The organism is Streptomyces sp. NPDC048565 (genome assembly GCF_040650935.1).
Classification (GTDB): Bacteria; Actinomycetota; Actinomycetes; order Streptomycetales; family Streptomycetaceae; genus Streptomyces.
In genome coordinates this window covers 387,073-406,347 of the sequence record NZ_JBEZIH010000001.1, presented here as the reverse complement: position 1 = coordinate 406,347, position 19,275 = coordinate 387,073, and the positions used below count along the sequence as shown (strand labels likewise).

Annotated in this window: 15 protein-coding genes; 14 read left to right on the top strand and 1 reads right to left on the bottom strand. The window is 70.6% G+C overall.

Going from position 1 to position 19,275, the window contains the following annotated elements:
• Positions 1-357 precede the first annotated feature (357 nt).
• Together AB0C75_RS01825 and AB0C75_RS01820 are read left to right on the top strand one after the other, a co-directional pair.
• Entirely contained in the window at positions 358-1,791 is a 1,434-nt protein-coding gene (locus AB0C75_RS01825) for an NAD-dependent malic enzyme (protein ID WP_362886025.1), read from the top strand.
• A 410-nt stretch (positions 1,792-2,201) separates the two neighbouring features.
• Positions 2,202-2,483, top strand: a complete 282-nt coding sequence (locus tag AB0C75_RS01820; RefSeq protein ID WP_003968811.1) for an HU family DNA-binding protein — start codon at positions 2,202-2,204, stop codon at positions 2,481-2,483.
• Between the two features lie 314 nt (positions 2,484-2,797).
• Here AB0C75_RS01820 and murA read toward each other — a convergent pair whose 3' ends face one another.
• On the bottom strand, positions 2,798-4,138 hold the full coding sequence (gene murA, locus AB0C75_RS01815; protein WP_362886023.1) for a UDP-N-acetylglucosamine 1-carboxyvinyltransferase: 1,341 nt from the start codon (positions 4,136-4,138) through the stop codon (positions 2,798-2,800).
• 297 nt (positions 4,139-4,435) lie between these two features.
• Here murA and AB0C75_RS01810 point away from each other — a divergent pair, with 297 nt between their 5' ends.
• From AB0C75_RS01810 to mycP, 12 genes are all read left to right on the top strand, one after another.
• Entirely contained in the window at positions 4,436-5,074 is a 639-nt protein-coding gene (locus AB0C75_RS01810) for a YqgE/AlgH family protein (protein ID WP_362886021.1), read from the top strand.
• Positions 5,075-5,104: 30 nt separating this feature from the next.
• Positions 5,105-5,404, top strand: coding sequence for a DUF3039 domain-containing protein (locus AB0C75_RS01805; RefSeq protein WP_362886019.1), 300 nt, complete (start codon positions 5,105-5,107; stop codon positions 5,402-5,404).
• 269 nt (positions 5,405-5,673) lie between these two features.
• Entirely contained in the window at positions 5,674-6,978 is a 1,305-nt protein-coding gene (locus tag AB0C75_RS01800; RefSeq protein WP_362886017.1) for an extracellular solute-binding protein, read from the top strand.
• Positions 6,979-6,980: 2 nt separating this feature from the next.
• Entirely contained in the window at positions 6,981-7,952 is a 972-nt protein-coding gene (locus tag AB0C75_RS01795; protein ID WP_362886015.1) for a sugar ABC transporter permease, read from the top strand.
• Positions 7,949-8,797, top strand: a complete 849-nt coding sequence (locus tag AB0C75_RS01790) for a carbohydrate ABC transporter permease (RefSeq protein WP_362886013.1) — start codon at positions 7,949-7,951, stop codon at positions 8,795-8,797. Before AB0C75_RS01795 ends, AB0C75_RS01790 begins: the two co-directional genes overlap by 4 nt.
• A gap of 3 nt (positions 8,798-8,800) precedes the next feature.
• The gene (locus AB0C75_RS01785; RefSeq protein ID WP_362886011.1) at positions 8,801-10,462 is read left to right on the top strand and encodes a beta-N-acetylhexosaminidase; all 1,662 of its coding nucleotides are present in this window, start codon (positions 8,801-8,803) and stop codon (positions 10,460-10,462) included.
• A gap of 248 nt (positions 10,463-10,710) precedes the next feature.
• Positions 10,711-11,607, top strand: coding sequence for an FAD binding domain-containing protein (locus AB0C75_RS01780; protein WP_362886009.1), 897 nt, complete (start codon positions 10,711-10,713; stop codon positions 11,605-11,607).
• The gene (locus tag AB0C75_RS01775) at positions 11,604-13,286 is read left to right on the top strand and encodes a 2Fe-2S iron-sulfur cluster-binding protein (protein WP_362886007.1); all 1,683 of its coding nucleotides are present in this window, start codon (positions 11,604-11,606) and stop codon (positions 13,284-13,286) included. The genes AB0C75_RS01780 and AB0C75_RS01775 overlap by 4 nt, the downstream gene beginning before the upstream one ends.
• Positions 13,287-13,362: 76 nt before the next feature.
• Positions 13,363-15,699 carry a xanthine dehydrogenase family protein molybdopterin-binding subunit gene (locus tag AB0C75_RS01770; protein ID WP_362886005.1) on the top strand — a complete coding sequence of 779 codons (2,337 nt, stop codon included), beginning with the start codon at positions 13,363-13,365 and terminating at the stop codon, positions 15,697-15,699.
• Positions 15,700-15,813: 114 nt separating this feature from the next.
• Entirely contained in the window at positions 15,814-16,359 is a 546-nt protein-coding gene (locus AB0C75_RS01765) for a hypothetical protein (RefSeq protein WP_362886003.1), read from the top strand.
• Positions 16,360-16,403: 44 nt separating this feature from the next.
• On the top strand, positions 16,404-17,858 hold the full coding sequence (locus tag AB0C75_RS01760; RefSeq protein WP_362886001.1) for a hypothetical protein: 1,455 nt from the start codon (positions 16,404-16,406) through the stop codon (positions 17,856-17,858).
• 95 nt (positions 17,859-17,953) lie between these two features.
• Complete coding sequence (gene mycP / locus AB0C75_RS01755; RefSeq protein ID WP_362885999.1) at positions 17,954-19,249, top strand: type VII secretion-associated serine protease mycosin; 1,296 nt, start codon at positions 17,954-17,956, stop codon at positions 19,247-19,249.
• Positions 19,250-19,275: the final 26 nt, after the last annotated feature.

Below are 19,275 nucleotides of genomic sequence, written 5' to 3'. Positions count from 1 at the left end.
CGTCGCACGGGAATCACTTTTCCGGGGTCTTTGTTAGCCTGGAGTCGGCACCGGCTCGATCCAAGCCCCCGGGCCCAACCTTCGTCGCTACGAGCGACCACTTGCCGCGAGGCGAGCATGGCGGGCCGGTGTCACCTACGTGGAAGACAGACCCGCGTCACCTGTTGGTGGCGCGGGTCTGTCGTCGTTTCCGGGGTTACGCAGAATCCTCACTTCTCGTATGGTGGAAAAAAGTTTCCGAAAGGTGGCAGTCATTACCTGCTACCGGCCGGTAGGTGCGACGATCGGAACGCACGTGCGGGACTGAACCCCCATCCGCGTGCGGCAACGAAGCTCAGGAAAGCGAAGGACTCGGCCATGGCAACGGCGCCCAGCGTCTCGTACTCGATGACGGTCAGGCTGGAGGTGCCCGCGAGTGGCACAGCGGTCTCCCAGCTCACCACGGCCGTGGAGTCCTCCGGTGGCTCGGTCACCGGCCTCGACGTGACCGCTTCCGGCCACGAGAAGCTGCGGATCGACGTCACGATCGCGGCTTCCTCCACCTCGCACGCGGACGAGATCGTCGAAGGTCTGCGCGACATCGAGGGCGTCGTCCTCGGCAAGGTCTCCGACCGTACGTTCCTGATGCACCTCGGCGGCAAGATCGAGATGGCGTCCAAGCACCCCATCCGCAACCGTGACGACCTCTCGATGATCTACACCCCGGGTGTGGCGCGGGTCTGCATGGCGATCGCGGAGAACCCCGAGGACGCCCGCCGCCTGACCATCAAGCGGAACTCCGTCGCGGTGGTCACGGACGGCTCGGCGGTGCTCGGCCTCGGCAACATCGGCCCCATGGCCTCGCTCCCCGTGATGGAGGGCAAAGCGGCCCTGTTCAAGCGCTTCGCGGGCATCGACGCCTGGCCGATCTGCCTGGACACGCAGGACACCGACGAGATCGTCGCGATCGTCAAGGCGATCGCCCCGGGCTTCGCGGGCATCAATCTGGAGGACATCTCCGCCCCCCGCTGCTTCGAGATCGAGGCGCGGCTGCGCGAGGCCCTGGACATCCCCGTCTTCCACGACGACCAGCACGGCACCGCGATCGTCGTCCTGGCCTCGCTGACGAACGCGCTGCGCGTGGTGGGCAAGGCGATCGGTGACGTACGGGTCGTCATGTCCGGAGCCGGCGCGGCCGGTACCGCCATCCTCAAGCTGCTCATGGCGGCCGGCGTCAAGCACACGGTCGTCGCCGACATCCACGGCGTGGTGCACGCCGGCCGCGAGGACCTGGTGGACGCCACGCCGGACTCGCCGCTGCGCTGGATCGCGGACAACACCAACCCCGAGGGCGTCACCGGCACCCTCAAGCAGGCCGTCGCGGGCTCCGACGTCTTCATCGGTGTCTCCGCCCCCAACGTCCTGGACGGCGCCGACGTGGCGGCCATGGCGGAGGGCGCGATCGTGTTCGCGCTCGCGAATCCGGACCCCGAGGTGGACCCGGCAGTCGCCCGCGAGACGGCCGCCGTCGTCGCCACCGGGCGCTCCGACTTCCCGAACCAGATCAACAACGTGCTGGTCTTCCCCGGTGTCTTCCGGGGTCTGCTGGACGCTCAGTCCCGCACCGTCAACACGGAGATGATGATCGCCGCCGCGCGCGCCCTCGCCGACGTCGTCGCGGAGGACGAGGTGAACGCGAACTACATCATCCCCTCGGTCTTCAACGACAAGGTCGCGGGCGCTGTCGCGGACGCCGTCCGGGAGGCCGCGAAGGCGGCCGGAGTCGCCGAAGCGGTCTCCAGCCCGGCCTGAGGGGCCTGTCGTCTGCCGCCCTTCGGGCGACGACGGCAGTTTGACGACAGGCCCTGGCCGGGGACTCCCCCGGACGGTGCCGTAGGTCACGTCCGGGGTCCGTACGGCGCGTCGCGGGTCGCAGGGTCCCAAACGCCCCTTTAGGGTGGGCGGGCAGCGAGCCCCACAGGCCTGCATCCGCTGCGGAACGCTCCAACAAGTCGACGGAACGTCATCACAGGCAATCAGTGGTGCTATTCGTGTGACGTCGAGGGGTTCCGGATTGGCGTTAGCGCCGCAGGTGGGGGCAGGATGCGTATCCGGGCGCGAGGGTCTGACAGCAGACCCGGGTCCGGGGACTGTCAGAGGGCCCTGGCAGCATCGGCTTCGATCTCACGCCTCACAGGCAAGAAGAACACGGGAGTACAAACATGAACCGCAGTGAGCTGGTGGCCGCCCTGGCCGACCGTGCCGAGGTGACCCGCAAGGACGCCGACGCCGTTCTGGCCGCCCTCGCCGAGACCGTCGGCGAGATCGTCGCCAAGGGCGACGAGAAGGTCACCATCCCCGGCTTCCTGACCTTCGAGCGCACCCACCGTGCCGCTCGCACCGCTCGTAACCCGCAGACCGGCGACCCGATCAACATCCCGGCCGGCTACAGCGTGAAGGTCTCCGCGGGCTCGAAGCTCAAGGAAGCCGCCAAGGGCAAGTAAGTCCCCAAGGCATCAAGAAGGGCGGCCGTCCCCGACCGGGGCGGCCGCCCTTCGCGCTGTCCCGGGGCCGCCGGAGCCGCGCCCAGGGTGTTCATTCCCGCGCACACCGCCCGTGCGGGCGCTGTGAGGCGGTCTGCGGCGCCTGGCACCGCCGGTCGGCCCCCCGGGGAGGCCGCGTGCCCCGTTCGGCTCTGTACGGGCGTTCTGCGGCCCCTGGGTGGATAACGGGCGCCGGGACCACGGAGAAGTCCGCCGCCCCGGTCCCTCGCGGGGGGCCGGGGCGGCGGACTGTGGTGCGGGGGGCGCGTCCCGTGTCAGACGAGTGAGCCGCCGGGGAGCTCGACCTTCGCGCCGAGCTTCTCGAGCTTGTCCATGAAGTTCTCGTAGCCGCGGTTGATCAGGTCGATGCCGTGCACCCGGGATGTTCCCTGGGCCGCCAGGGCGGCGATCAGGTAAGAGAACCCGCCGCGCAGGTCAGGGATGACCAGATCCGCGCCCTGGAGCTTCGTGGGCCCGGACACGACCGCCGAGTGCAGGAAGTTCCGCTGCCCGAAGCGGCAGTCCGAGCCGCCGAGGCACTCCCGGTAGAGCTGGATGTGCGCGCCCATCTGGTTGAGCGCCGAGGTGAAGCCGAGCCGGGACTCGTAGACCGTCTCGTGGACGATGGAGAGCCCAGTGGCCTGCGTCAGGGCCACCACGAGCGGCTGCTGCCAGTCGGTCTGGAAGCCGGGGTGCACGTCCGTCTCCAGGGCGATGGCGTCCAGCGCGCCGCCCGGGTGCCAGAAGCGGATGCCCTCGTCGTCGATCTCGAAGGCGCCCCCGACACGGCGGAAGGTGTTGAGGAAGGTCATCATCGAGCGCTGCTGGGCGCCGCGCACGTAGATGTTGCCCTCGGTCGCCAGCGCGGCGGAGGCCCAGGAGGCGGCCTCCAGGCGGTCCGGGATCGCCCGGTGCGTGTAACCGTCCAGCTGGTCGACACCCGTGATCCGGATGGTCCGGTCGGTGTCCATGGAGATGATCGCGCCCATCTTCTGCAGTACGCAGATGAGGTCCTCGATCTCCGGCTCGACGGCCGCGTTGGACAGTTCGGTGACGCCCTCGGCGAGGACGGCGGTCAGCAGCACCTGCTCGGTGGAGCCCACCGACGGGTACGGCAGCCTGATCTTCGTGCCCCGCAGCCGCTGCGGTGCCTCCAGGTACTGGCCGTCCGCCCGCTTCTCGATGGTCGCGCCGAACTGGCGGAGCACCTCGAAGTGGAAGTCGATCGGCCGGCCGCCGATGTCGCAGCCGCCGAGGCCCGGGATGAAGGCGTGCCCCAGACGGTGCAGCAGGGGGCCGCAGAAGAGGATCGGGATGCGCGACGAGCCCGCGTGCGCGTCGATGTCGGCGACGTTCGCGCTCTCGACGTGCGAGGGATCGAGGATGAGTTCGCCCGGCTCGTCGCCGGGGCGCACCGTCACGCCGTGCAGCTGCAGCAGCCCACGGACCACCCGCACGTCGCGGATGTCGGGCACGTTGCGGAGCCGGCTGGGCCCGCTGCCGAGCAGCGCGGCGACCATTGCCTTCGGCACCAGGTTCTTGGCGCCTCGGACGCGGATCTCGCCCTCCAGCGGGGTGCCGCCGTGGACAAGCAGGACATCGTCTGTGCCGGTCATGTAACTCGCGTTCCGGAGTGGTCGGGCGGGGGGCCATCAAAAGGGTAATGGCCCCCGGCCCCCCTTCCGTAAGGCGTCGGGGGCTACTCGAACGTCATGAATTCGCCACAACACGTTCCGCTCCCCAGGGCTTGCGGAGGGTCACCACCCGCAGGGCCGTTCCGCCGGACCCGCGGGCGTGCGCTCCCCGTGCACCCGTGCCGCGTTCGTGCGCCCTGAGCTGCGGAAGGGCGCCGCCCGGATCCGTGCGGGCGACTTGGCCCCCGCGGAGGGCCGGGATGCGGGATCATCTGTGCCATGACGGAGGTGTCCTCGCTCACAGGACGGCTGCTCGTGGCCGCTCCCGCCCTGGCGGATCCGAATTTCGACCGCGCGGTGGTGCTGCTCCTCGACCATGACGAGGAGGGCTCACTCGGCGTGGTCCTGAACCGCCCGACCCCGGTCGGCGTCGGGGACATCCTCGCGTCCTGGGCCGGTCTGACCGGCGAGCCGGACGTGGTGTTCCAGGGCGGCCCTGTCTCGCTCGACTCGGCGCTGGGCGTCGCGGTGATCCCCGGGGGCGAGGAGTCCTTCGCGGGCTCCCGGCCCCGCTCGGACGGGGAGGAGTCGTCCCCGGGCTCCCGGCTCCGCTCGGACAGGGGTGAGCCCGTCGGCTGGCGCCGGGTGCACGGGGCGATCTGTCTGGTGGACCTGGACGCGCCTCCCGAGCTGCTGGCAGCGGCGCTCGGCTCGCTGCGGATCTTCGCCGGATACGCGGGCTGGGGGCCCGGTCAGCTGGAGACGGAGCTGACGGACGGAGCCTGGTACGTGGTCGAGTCGGAGCCGGGCGACGTCTCGTCGCCGCGCCCGGAGAAGCTCTGGCGGTCGGTTCTGCGGCGGCAGCGCAGCGAACTGGCGATGATCGCGACGTATCCGGACGACCCTTCGCTGAACTGATGCGCGGAGCTTTCAGTACGCTTGGCAGTTATGAGCACTCTTGAGCCCGAGCGCGGGGCAGGTACGGGGACCCTCGTAGAGCCGACGCCGCAGGTGTCGAACGGCGACGGTGACCACGAGCGCTACGCCCATTACGTCCAGAAGGACAAGATCATGGCGAGTGCCCTCGAGGGCACTCCCGTGGTGGCACTGTGCGGGAAGGTCTGGGTCCCGGGGCGCGACCCCAAGAAGTATCCGGTCTGTCCCATGTGCAAGGAGATCTACGAGTCCATGGGCGCCGGTGGCGACAAGGACAAGGGCAAGGGCGGCAAGGACAACAGCAAGAAGTAGTCCGCTCCGCCTCTTATATTTCTTTTCGGACCTTGATCCCGGCCCCCGGGGTGCGTGGCGACGCGCGCCCCGGGGGCCGTTCGTATGCCCGTTCGCGGGCCGGTCCGACTGGCCGGATCGTGGGGTCCGCGTTGCACGGGCTGCACCGCGGGTCACAGAGTGGTTGAGACCACTTGTCGGCGCGCTGAGGCCCCCTTAGTCTCCTGCGAGTTGTGCAGAACGAAACGCACGTTGCATGGAATGCAACGATTGACCGGTAGGGGTCCCGGATGAAGCTTTCTGCCCGAATCGCCGTTCCTGTCACGGCACTTGTGCTGGCCGGCCTCACCGCCACCGCCTGCGCGCCGCAGACCTCCGACACCGGCGCCGAGGGCGACGAGAAGACCGGGACGCTCCGCGTCTGGCTCTTCCAGGAGGTCGGCAACAAGCCCAAGGAGAAGGTCGTCAACGCGGCTGTCGCCGACTTCGAGAAGTCCCACAAGGGGGCCGACGTCAAGGTCGAGTACATACCCGTCGACACCCGGGCCCAGCGCGTCAAGGCCGCCTTCAACGACCCGAAGAGCGCCCCCGACCTCATGGAGTTCGGCAACACCGACACCGCCGGCTACGTGAAGGACGGCGGACTGGCCGACGTCAGCAAGGAGTTCGCCGCCTGGGACGAGGCCAAGGACACCGACCCGACCGCCAAGCAGTCCGTGACGGTGGGCGGACAGGTCTACGGGGCGCCGCTCTTCGTCGGCGTACGGGCGCTCTACTACCGCACGGACGTCTTCGACGAGCTCGGTATCAAGCCCCCGCAGTCCCAGGACGAGCTGATCTCCACGGCCAAGAAGATCCGCCAGCAGAAGCCGGATCTGTACGGCCTCGCGGTCGGCGGCGCGTACACCTACGGCGCGATGCCCTTCATCTGGGCGCAGGGCGGCGAGCTGGCCGACGAGACCGGGGTGACCTACGGGTCGGCCATCAACAGCGCGAAGGCCCGAAAGGGCATCGAGGCCTACACCTCGCTCTTCGGCGACGACAACTGCCCTGCGGCCAAGTGCGCCTCCATGGGAGGCAACGACACCGTCACCGCCTTCGCGTCGGGCAAGGCGGCCATGGCGATCGGCGGCGACTTCAACCACGCATCGGTCGAGGAGGGCAGTGTGCAGGGCAAGTACGCCGTCGTGCCGCTGCCCGGTGCGAAGAAGGGTTCGATCGCCCCGGCGTTCGCGGGCGGCAACAACGTCGGCGTACTCAAGAGCAGTTCGCACCGCACCCTCGCGGTCGACCTGATGAAGTCGCTGACCGGCAAGAAGACGCAGGCGAAGATGTTCGACGCGATGGGCTTCCTGCCGACGTACACGGACGTGCTGGACACCGCGGCGGAGAAGGAGCCCTTCGTCGGCCCCTTCGTCGACACGCTCGGCGCGGGCGCCAAGTTCGTCCCCGCATCCCCGGCCTGGGCGCAGATCGACGCCTCGCTGGTCCTGCCGAACATGTTCCAGGAGATCGTCAGCGGCCGTAAGGACGTGGCCACCGCCTCGGACGACGCGGCGAAGAAGATGGACGCGGCGTTCGCCGAAGCGGGCTGACGATGGCAGCGAACACCGCACCGCCCAAGATCCCCGTACGGCCCGGGGCGAGCGGGGCGCAGGCCCGCCCGCCCCGGCGCCGCCCGGCGTCACCCGCGCGGCGCGCCGGCTGGACCCCCTGGCTCTATCTGCTGCCGGCGCTCGTCCTGCTCGGCGGGCTCCTCGTCTACCCGATCTACCAGCTGGGCCTGATCTCCTTCCTGGAGTACACCCAGGCCCAGGTCAGCGGCGGCGAACCCACCACCTTCCAGGGCTTCGGCAACTACGCCACGCTCTTCAGGGACAGCCAGTTCTGGCAGGTGCTCCTGGCGACCGTGGTGTTCGCCGCGGCCTGTGTGCTGGCCACCCTGTTCGTCGGCTGCGCCCTGGCCGTCCTGCTGACGCGTGTGCGCGCCCTGCCCCGGCTCGCGCTCATGATGGCCGCGCTGGGGGCCTGGGCCACACCGGCGATCACCGGCTCGACCGTCTGGGTGTTCCTCTTCGACCCGGACTTCGGACCGGTCAACAACGTGCTGGGGATCGGCGACTTCTCCTGGACGTACGGGCGCTACAGCGCCTTCGCGCTGGTGCTCCTCGAAGTGCTCTGGTGCTCGTTCCCGTTCGTGATGGTGACCGTGTACGCGGGTATCCGCGCCATCCCCACCGAGGTGCTCGAGGCGGCTTCGCTGGACGGCGCCTCGCAGTGGCGGATCTGGCGGTCGGTCATGGCGCCGATGCTGAAGCCGATCCTGATCGTCGTCACCATCCAGTCCGTCATCTGGGACTTCAAGGTCTTCACCCAGATCTACGTCATGACCAACGGCGGCGGCATCGCCGGCCAGAACCTCGTGCTCAACGTGTACGCGTACCAGAAGGCGTTCGCGTCCTCGCAGTACGGACTCGGATCGGCGATCGGCGTCGTGATGCTGGTGATCCTGCTGGCCGTCACGCTGGTCTATCTGCGCCTGGTGCGGCGCCAGGGGGAGGAACTGTGAGCGCGCGTGCGCTGCTGCGTGTCCGCCGGCCGGGGCGGCTGGCGGCGGAGGCCGCGGCCCTCCTCATCGCCGTCGTGGTCGCCTTCCCCCTCTACTGGATGGTGCTCTCCGCCTTCAAGCCGGCCGGCGAGATCCAGTCCACCGAGGCACGCCCCTGGACCCTGTCCCCGTCCCTCGACTCGTTCCGCCGGGTGTTCGAACAGCAGGACTTCGGGCGCTACTTCCTCAACAGCCTGATCGTGGCCGGCACCGTCGTCGTCGTGTCCGCGCTGATCGCCTTCCTCGCAGCGACGGCGGTGACCCGCTTCCGCTTCAGATTCCGCACCACCCTGCTCATCATGTTCCTCGTGGCGCAGATGGTGCCGGTCGAGGCGCTGACCATTCCGCTGTTCTTCCTGATGCGGGACTTCGGCCAGCTGAACACGCTCGGATCACTGATCCTGCCCCATCTCGCCTTCTCGCTGCCGTTCGCGATCTGGATGCTGCGCGGTTTCGTCAAGGCCGTCCCGGACGCTCTGGAGGAGGCCGCCTACATCGACGGGGCGAGCCGCGCCCGGTTCCTGTGGCAGATCCTCTTCCCGCTCGTCTTTCCCGGCCTCGTGGCGACGAGTGTCTTCTCGTTCATCTCGACCTGGAACGACTTCCTGTTCGCGAAATCGTTCATCATCAGCGACGTCTCCCAGTCGACGCTCCCCATGGCGTTGCTGGTCTTCTTCAAACCCGACGAGAACGACTGGGGAGGGATCATGGCGGCCTCCACGGTGATGACCATTCCCGTGCTGGTCTTCTTCGTCCTCGTACAGCGGCGCCTGGTCTCCGGACTCGGCGGCGCGGTGAAGGACTGACTCATGGACAACCTGATCCCGGCACCCGTACGCAGCAGCGGCGGCGGGGCCGACGACAACGGCGGGGACGGCAGCGGCGCCTTCCTCCTCGACGGGGCCACGACCCTCACGGCGGGCCCAGGCACCGGGAGCACGGAGCGCTGGCTGCGCACCACTCTCGGAGCGGCCTTCGGTCTGCCGCTCGCCCAGGGCACCCCGGCGGACGAGCCCGCGAACACCATTGACCTGCGCATCGACGCGACTCTGGAGCGCGAGGGCTACCGGCTGTCCGTAGCGCCGGGCTCCGGTGTCCGCCTCACCGGAGGGAGCGCCGCAGGGGTGTTCTGGGGGGCGCAGACGCTCCGTCAGCTCCTCGGCCCCGACGCGTTCCGCCGAGCCCCCGTGCGCCCCGGTGCGCGGCGGGCCGTGCCCCGCACGGAGATCGAGGACGGCCCGCGCTTCGGCTGGCGGGGCCTGATGCTCGACGTGGCCCGGCACTTCATGCCCAAGGACGGCGTGCTGCGCATGCTCGACCTGCTGGCCGCCCACAAACTGAATGTCTTCCACTTCCACCTCACCGACGACCAGGGCTGGCGCATCGAGATCAAGCGCCATCCCCGGCTCACGGAGACCGGCGCCTGGCGCGCACGCACCAAATACGGCCACCGCGCCTCCGAACTCTGGGACGAGACTCCGCACGGCGGCTTCTACACGCAGGACGACATCCGCGAAATCGTCGCCTACGCCGCCGAGCGGCATATCCGGGTGGTCCCGGAGATCGACATCCCCGGCCACTCGCAGGCAGCCATCAGCGCGTATCCGGAACTGGGCAACACCGACGTCATCGACACCTCCGCGCTTTCCGTGTGGGACACCTGGGGGGTCAATCCGAACGTACTCGCCCCCACTGACAACACCCTGCGCTTCTTCGAGGGCGTATTCGAAGAACTGCTCGACCTGTTCCCCGCCGATGTCTCGCCCTTCATCCATATCGGCGGTGACGAATGCCCCAAGGACCAGTGGAAGGCGTCACCGACGGCACAGGCCCGCATGGCCGAGGCCGGTCTTGCCGACGAGGACGAGCTCCAGTCCTGGTTCATCCGCCACTTCGACCGCTGGCTCACCGCCAGGGGCCGCCGCTCCATCGGCTGGGACGAGATCCTGGAGGGCGGTCTCGCCGAGGGCGCGGCCGTGACGTCGTGGCGGGGATACGCGGGCGGGATCGCCGCCGCCGAGGACGGGCACGACGTCGTGATGTGCCCCGAGCAGCAGGTGTACCTGGACCACCGTCAGGACGGCGGCGCCGACGAACCGATGCCCATCGGCTTCGTCCGCACCCTGGAGGACGTCTACCGCTTCGAACCCGTTCCCCCCGGGCTCTCCGACGAGGCCGCCGGACACATCATGGGCACCCAGGGCAACGCCTGGAGCGAGGTCATGCAGAACCGGGACCGCGTCGACTACCAGGTGTTTCCGAGGCTCGCCGCACTCGCGGAGGTCGCCTGGTCGCGGCTCCCGGCCCCGGACGAGCGGGACTTCGCCGATTTCGAACGCCGGATGAACACTCACTACGCCCGGCTCGACGCCCTGGGCGTCGCCTTTCGGCCGCCGGCGGGTCCGCTGCCCTGGCAACGCCGGCCCGGCATCCTGGGTCGCCCGATCGAGGGACCGCCGCCGACCGTGTGACCCGCTGCCCCGCGCCGGCCAGGGGGCCCGAATAAGTCGTACGAACCCGCTGAAGAGTGTCAATTCGTGCGCCCGGCAGAAGGTCTGTCAAAGCAGACTATTCCCCTGGTCGGGGACGGAAACACCCTTCGCGGACCCTCGCGTCGGGCAGCCCGGAAGATGTGCCAGAGTTGCCACGTCCCGGCCGTGAGCACGTACCGTACGGCGGACAGGCGGGACTGCCGGGACACCGGGAAGGGGCAGCTGGGTTGACCACGCACGCACCGCAGGCGATGCAGTCGGTGACGCTCCCGGCCTCGCTCGACGAGGCCGTGGCGGCACTCGGCGCCATGCCCGCAGCCGTCCCCGTTGCCGGCGGCACGGACCTCATGGCGGCCGTCAACAAGGGCCTCCTGCGGCCCTCGGGGCTCGTCGGCCTCGGCCGGATCAGCGAGCTGCGCGGCTGGCACTACCAGGACGGCCACGCACTGCTCGGCGCCGGACTGACCCATGCGCGCATGGGGCGTCCCGACTTCGCCGCGCTCATCCCCGCGCTGGCCGCGTCCGCGCGCGCCGCGGGCCCGCCCCAGATCCGTAACGCCGGGACGCTCGGTGGGAACATCGCCACCGCGGCCCCGACCGGCGACGCGCTGCCGGTGCTGGCCGCCCTGGAGGCCGAGCTGGTCATCGCCGGCTCCGGAGGCTCCCGCCGTGAGATCCCCGTCTCGCACCTGCTGGCGGGCCGCGAGATGCTCGAACCCGCCGAGCTGATCGGTTTCGTCCGCGTACCGCTGCTGCACGCCCCCCAGGTCTTCCTCAAGGCCACCGGGCGCACAGGACCCGGCCGCGCCACAGCGTCCGTCGCGATCGTCCTGGACCCGGCGAGGCGCGGGGTGCGCTGCGCGGTCGGCGCGATCGCCCCGATGCCCCTGCGGCCGCTGGAGGCCGAGCGCTGGATCGCCTCCCTGATCGACTGGGACGGCGAGCGGGGCCTGGCCCCCGACGCGCTGGCGGCCTTCGGCGAGTACGTCGCGGCGGCCTGTATCCCTGACCAGGCTCCACCGGACGACGGGGGAGAGGCACCTCCGCTGTCGCCCGCCGTCCTGCACCTGCGGCGCACCGTCGCCGCGCTCGCCCGACGCGCACTGGGGAGGGCACTGTCGTGAGCAATGAGGAGAACCCCGAGCAGCAGCACGGGCAGCCCGACCCGTACGCCGGCTGGCAGCCGACCCCGCAGGGCGGTGAGTACGACGCGGAGGCGACCGCCTTCGTCCACCTGCCCCCGGAGGACCTCGCCGACCTGGGCAACGACCCGCTGGCCGCCCCCGGCCAGGGCTATGTGCCGCCGATGATCCTGCCGCTGACCCCGGCAGCCGGTCTCGACCCCGCGGCGACGGGCAGCTGGGTCGTGCGGACGCCCGAGCAGCAGGGACAGACGGCCGGCCCGTCGGCGGGCCCGGACTCCGCGCCGGAGGCCGTGCACTGGCCCGATCCGAACCAGCAGCAGGACCCGTACCAGCAGCCGTACCCGGACACCTCGCAGTACGCGCAGACCTCGTCCACGACGGCCCAGTGGAACTTCACCGACGCGCATGTCACCGACGCGCGTTTCACCGGGGCCGTCCCCGCCGAGCCCGAGCCCGAACCGGCGCCCGAGCCCGCGGGTCACACCGGCGAGTGGACGATCCCGGTGGCCAACGGCGACCTCCCGGAGGAGTCCGGCGAGTTCGCGTCGTCGACGATGGCCTCCCAGTGGTACGCGGACGCGCCCCCGGCGACGCTGCCTGGCGGCGCGCCCGCGCCCTGGGCGACGCAGGAGCGCGCGGCCGAACCCGAACGCGAACCCGAGGCCGCCGCCCCGGCCGAGGTGCCGTCCGGGCCCACGGAGCCCGTGCACGCCGCCGACGAGCCGGACGAGCCCCTGGAGGCCCCGGCAGCCGAGGTCCCGGCACCCGCAGCCGAGGCCGCGGAGCCGGTGGCCGGGACCCCGGACGCATCCGAGGCTTCCGGCACCGGGACCGAGACCGCTACCGGGACCGAGACCGCGAACGAGGGAGACCCGGCCCCGGAGAACGGCCCTGAACACGGCCCGGACCTGGCCCCCGGACACGGCCCGGATCTGGCCCCCGGACACGGCCCGGACCTGGCCCCCGAACACGGCCCCGGACAAGACCTGGGGCCGGCGGACGAGCCCGGGGGCCACCCCGATCCCCAGTCCGCCATCGCCACCGCTCCAGGCCCGAGCCCCAGCGAGCACGCCTCGACCTCGTACGCCCTCCATGTGAACGGCGTGGACCGCCCCGTCAGCGACGCATGGATCGGCGAGTCCCTGCTCTACGTGCTCCGGGAGCGCCTCGGCCTCGCCGGTGCCAAGGACGGCTGCTCGCAGGGCGAGTGCGGCGCCTGCAACGTCCAGGTCGACGGCCGTCTCGTGGCCTCCTGCCTGGTTCCCGCCGCCACGACGGCCGGCAGCGAGGTCCGTACGGTCGAGGGGCTCGCGGTGGACGGCGAACCCTCCGACGTCCAGCGTGCCCTGGCCGAGTGCGGGGCCGTCCAGTGCGGCTTCTGCATCCCGGGGATGGCCATGACCGTCCACGACCTGCTGGAGGGCAACCACGCCCCCAGCGAGCTGGAGACCCGACAGGCCCTGTGCGGCAACCTCTGCCGGTGTTCCGGCTACCGGGGTGTGCTCGACGCCGTACGCGACGTCGTCGAGTCCCGGGAGGCGACCGCGGACGCGGCGGCCGCCGCCCCGGAGGAAGCCGCCGAGCCGCGCATCCCGCACCAGGCCGCCCCCGGCACCGGCAGCGTCCAGGCACCCGGGCCCGAGGGAGACGTCCGGTGAGCACCGCGCCGTCCCCCGCACCACCGGCCCTCCCCACCACCAGCCGCCACAGCGGAGCGAACGACAAGGAGGCGGCGTGACCAGCGACGCAGCCACCGCGACCAGCACCACGCGCACGACACCGCCGGCCGAGGGCCCCGACCCGGACCAGGAGCTGCCCGCGCTCGGCCTGGGCACCTCGCTGCCGCCCGCCGATGCCCGTGCCAAGACGGAGGGCACCTTCCCGTACGCGGCCGACCTGTGGGCCGAGGGGCTCCTCTGGGCCGCGGTGCTGCGTTCCCCGCACCCGCACGCGCGCATCCTGTCGATCGACACGACGGCAGCGGTCGGCATGCCCGGGGTACGCGCGGTCGTCACGCACGAGGACATCCCCGGGGACGGCTCGTACGGCCGCCGGGTCGTCGACCGTCCCGTGTTCGCCTCCGAGCTCGTACGCCACCACGGCGAGCCGATCGCGGCCGTCGCGGCTGACCACCCCGACACCGCGCGGCTGGCCGCCGCCGCGATCGCCGTCGAGTACGAAGTACTCGAACCGGTCACCGACCCCGAGAAGGCCTTCGCCGCGGAACCCCTGCACCCCGACGGCAACCTCATCCGCCACATCCCGCTGCGCTACGGCGACCCGGACACCGTGGGCGAGGTCATCGTCGAGGGCCTGTACCGTATCGGCCGCCAGGACCCCGCCCCGATCGGCGCGGAGGCCGGCCTCGCCGTGCCCCGCCCCGACGGGGGCGTCGAGCTGTACACGGCGTCCACCGACCCGCACACCGACCGCGATCTGGCCGCCGCCTGCTTCGGCCTTGACGCCGAGCGCGTCAAGGTCGTCGTGACCGGTGTCCCCGGAGCAACCGGCGACCGCGAGGACCCCGGCTTCCAGATCCCGCTGGGCCTGCTCGCCCTGCGCACCGGCTGCCCGGTCAAACTCGCCGCCACCCGCGAGGAGTCCTTCCTCGGGCATGCCCACCGTCACCCCACCCTGCTGCGCTACCGGCACCACGCGGACGCGGAGGGCAGGCTCGTCAAGGTCGAGGCGCAGATCCTCCTCGACGCGGGCGCGTACGCCGACTCCTCGTCCGAATCCCTGGCCGCAGCCGTGGCCTTCGCCTGCGGTCCCTACGTCGTCCCGCACGCCTTCATCGAGGGCTGGGCGGTCCGTACGAACAACCCGCCCTCCGGGCATGTGCGCGGCGAGGGCGCGATGCAGGTCTGTGCCGCGTACGAGGGCCAGATGGACAAGCTGGCGGCGAAGCTCGGCATCGACGCGGTCGAACTCCGGCTGCGCAACGCCCTCTCCACGGGCGACATACTCCCCACCAGCCAGACCGTGACCTGCCCCGCGCCCGTCGCCGAACTCCTCACCGAGCTCCGCGACTTCCCGCTTCCCGCGCTCCCCAAGGACGCTCCGGAGGACGACTGGCTGCTACCCGGAGGCCCGGAGGGCGCCGGCGAACCCGGGGCCGTACGCAGGGGCGTCGGCTACGCACTCGGTATGGTCCACATGCTCGGCGCGGAGGGCACGGACGAGGTCTCCACGGCCACGGTCCGGGTCCACGACGGAATCGCCACCGTGATCTGCGCGGCCGTCGAGACCGGCCAGGGCTTCACGACGCTCGCCCGCCAGATCGTCCAGGAGACCCTGGGCGTCGAAGAGGTCCATGTGGCGGCGGTGGACACCGACCAGCCCCCCGCGGGCCCGGCGACGCACGGCCGCCACACCTGGGTCTCGGGCGGCGCGATCGAACGCGCCGCGAAGATGGTCCGCACCCAGCTGCTCCAGCCGCTGGCCCACAAGTTCGGCATGTCCACGGAGCTCCTCCAGATCGCCGACGGCAAGATCACCTCGTACGACGGTGTGCTGTCCACGACGGTCATGGAGGCGATGGACGGCAAGGAACTCTGGGCCACCGCCCAGTGCCGCCCCCACCCCACGGAGCCCCTGGACGAGGCGGGCCAGGGCGACGCGTTCGTGGGCCTGGCCTTCTGCGCGGTCCGTGCGGTGGTCGACGTCGACATCGAACTCGGCTCGGTCCGGGTCGTCGAGATGGCGGTCGCGCAGGACGTCGGCCGGATCCTCAACCCGTCCCAGCTGGCGACCCGCATCGAGGCGGGCGTCACCCAGGGCATCGGCGCGGCCCTCACGGAGAACCTCCGTACGGCCCGAGGCCTGATCCGCCACCCGGACCTCACCGGCTACGCACTTCCGACCGCTCTGGACGCGCCGGACATCCGGATCGTCAAACTGGTCGAGGAGCGCGACGTGGTGGCCCCCTTCGGCGCCAAGCCGGCCTCGGCGGCCCCGGTGGTCACCTCCCCGGCGGCGGTGGCATCGGCGGTCCGCGCCGCGACGGGCCGCCCGGTCAACCGCCTCCCGATCCGCCCGCAGGCAGCGGTGGCGGCCACGCCCAAGGCGTAACACTTCGGCCGTAGTTGGGCACCGTGCGTGCAACCAGGGGCGCGGTCTGTCACCGGTGCTGGATACAGTGCCCCTGACGTTGTGGTCGGTCGGCTGTATCCGGGGGAGGGTGCTGTGGCGCCGAGTGAGGTTGGAGCGGGGCTGGCCGCGATGGCGATGCCGGGGTTCGCGGGGGCGGGCATCGCGGCGGCGTCCCTGGCGACGGAGCTCACGTCGTTCACGAAGTTCCGTAACCGCATAGACGAGCTTCTGCGCGACCTGAAGGAGTCCCCGGCGGGACCCGGGAAGCTGGGCGAAGACCCCATGTCGCGCGGTCAGTTCGGCGGCGGCGAGAACCGGTGGGCCGAGGCGGCCTCGCTGTTCACGTCGTACCAGACGGTGATCACGGAGCTGGAGTCGCTCTCCAAGCTGCTCTCGGACTGCATCGAGGGCATGAGCATCGCGGTGCTCGCCTCGCACAACGGCTACGCGAACATCGACGACGACCTACGCCGCCGCATGCTCGCGATCAGCGCGGGGGCGGAGGAGCAGTACGGGGGGAAGTACGACGGGTCGTACGACGGGTCGCAGGGGCCGCCGAAGGAGGGCGGGGGACAGTCATCCGCCACAAAGCCGACGGAACCGGAAACGGGCGACACCGCGGGTATCAGCGGGCTCTGAGGACGACATTCACTGGTGCGGCACGGGGAGACGGGGGTACGGGGATGGACCACAAGGAAGCAGGCCAGGGCACTCCGTTCGACAGCATGTCGCACGAGGAGATGCTCGCGTGGCTGGACGCGGCCAACAGCGGGGCGATCCAAGGTGCGTCGGACCGGTTGGTGAGCGCGGCGGAGGAGATCCGCAAGATCGCGGAAGAGATCAAGGTCCGCCCGCAGACGGTCGAGTGGAAGGGCGAGGGCGCGGACGCGTTCCGCACCTGGAGCGCGGACCTGGCGAACGCGACGCTGCGGCTGGGGGACTACAGCGAGGGCGCGTCGAAGTGGCTGGCCCAGGCTTCGGACTCGCTCGCCTCGGCGCAGGTGGCCATCCCCCGTACGCACTCGGGGGCCCAGGCGAACCTGGACGCGGCGCGGGCGGCGCGGAACGACCCGGACGCATCCTCGGTGGCGCAGAAGGCGGCGGAGACGCTGCTCGCCGAGAAGGAGGCGAACCGCCAGGAGGCCGCGGCGCAGATGCGGAAGCTGGCGCAGTCGTACGCGTTGTCAGCCTCGCAGCTGGACGCTCTGGAGAAGCCTGCGTTTCCGCCGCCTCCGGGGGAGATCGTGCCGGAGCGAGCAGTTGGCTACGGTGGCTCCGAGACCTACGGCGGATCAACTGGCGGCAGGGAAACCATAGAGAGCGAGGGCGCGATTCGTGGGGTGACCACGCACTCAGTGTCCTCGCAGGCAACGGGCCCAGGAAGCCAAGGCACTCCTGACTCATCGGCGGTCCGCGTGCCCCCCGACCTGGGAACCCCCGTCAGCATGGAAGTCAACAGCACAGCAACTCTGCCGCAGTCATCGTCCATGCCCTCGGTCCAACAGCCGGGACCGCCGGTCACGGGTAGGCCGGACAGTGGCCTGCCTTCTGGACTCCCCGTGCCGCCCGCGTTGGGCACCTCACGGTCGGTTCCAGGCACTTTTAGCAGCGCGAAGAACGCAGGGCTGGGTGTCCGCCCGCCGTCGCTGCCCGGCCAGGGCGTGCCCGGTTCGGGCTCGGCAAGCCGCGTGCCTCGTGACGCGGGCATCTCCGGTGGCCGTCCGGTAGCCCAGCCCACCGGCCGAGGGCTTCCTGGCGGAACGGTGGTCGGCGGTGAGGGGACGCAGGGACGGAGCCCCATGGGGCATGGCGGGATGGGTGCCGGCGGTGCCGCTCGGAGTGGGGCCATGGGCGGGCGGCCACCGGCTGGTGGAAACAGCGGAGTCGTCGGCGGCCGGCCCCGGCAGGCGGGGCGTTCAGGTGAACGTCCCTTCACACCTGGTGGCACCGGCCTCGTCCGGGGCAACGAAAACGGACGTGCTGCCGGACAGGTAGCAGGTGGATTGAGGGCACCGTCAAGCCGTCGGCCCGGAGACCCCCGCCGTGATGAGGACGGTGAGCGTCCGGACTACTTGATCGAAGATGAAGAGACGTGGAAGCAGGGTGGACGTCGCGCAGGGCCGCCCGTCATCGACTGATGGAACGACTCCGGATAGGGACGCGAATGCTTGCCAGTGGTGTGCACAGGGGCCGGACAAGGCCCATTGTTTCGGCGGCGCTTGGAACACTGCTGGTGGCCGTCACGGCGGGGACTGCTCAGGCGGATTCGGTCCGTTCGGATCAGTGGCACCTGACAGGGATGAAGGCCGAGGAGATGTGGCGGAGCAGCACAGGGAGCGGCGTCACCGTTGCGGTGATCGACACGGGGGTCGATACGTCAGTCCCTGATCTGCAAGGGCAGGTCCTCAAAGGAAAGGACTTCGCTCCGGGTGAGTCCGGCGATGAGCACTCCGACTATGACGGTCACGGCACGGGCATGGCTGGCCTGATCGCAGGGACAGGTGACAGCCGGGGCGGAGACGGCGCGTTCGGCCTGGCGCCCGGAGTGAAGATTCTTCCTGTCCGGGTTCCCGACAAGGCAGCCAATCTCGCTGCGGACATCAAGCAGTTCAACGCGAAGGTTCCTGCAGCCATCCGCTATTCCGCTGACAAGGGCGCCAAGGTCATCAACATCTCGGCGGGTACGAGCGAGGGATCGCAACAACTGACAGACTCGGTCAAGTACGCGCTCGACAAGGGCTCATTGGTCTTCGCGGCAGTGGGCAACGATGCCAAGAGCACCAATAGCGTCAAGTACCCGGGAGCGACTCCCGGGGCCGTTGGCGTGGCTGCCATCGGCAAGGACCTGCAGAGGACAGAGGAATCCCAGTTCGGCCCCCAGGTAGACCTCGCCGCACCGGGCGAGGAGATGATCCACGCCTGCAAGAGCGAGACGGGCCTCTGCACCTCGCATGGAACCAGTGACGCCACGGCCCTCGTTTCCGCCTCCGCCGCACTGATCTGGTCCAAGCACCCGGACTGGACCAACAACCAGGTCCTGCGAGTTCTGCTCAACACGGCAGGTGGCCCGATCAGCGGTGACGAGCGCACCGATTACATCGGGTACGGCGGGGTCCGCCCTCGCATCGCGCTGAAAACCCCCGGCGACCCGGGCCCCGCCGACGAGTACCCGCTCCCGGACCTCGCGGAGGCCGAGTCACCTGAGCCCTCCGCCGAGCCGTCCAAGGCCACGGGCGGCTCCGAAAAGAACGACAAGCCGGCGGCCGCCGCCGCGTCCACCGACGACAGCGACAACACCACCCTCTGGATCGGCCTGGGCATCGGCGCAGTGGCCCTCGTCGGAGTCGCCGCGGCAGTCCTGGCCCTGCGCTCCCGCCGCCGGAGCGCAGCCACGGCTGCACCGCAGCCGTACCAGCCCCCGCACCCGAACCAGCCGCAATCCCAGCCTCCGTACCCGCAGTATGGCCCTCCGCCGGGCGGCCCCGGATCCAACGCGCCGTACGGAGGCCCTCCGGGCCCGACCGCCTGAAGCCCGCCCGTCAGGCTCCGCAGCCG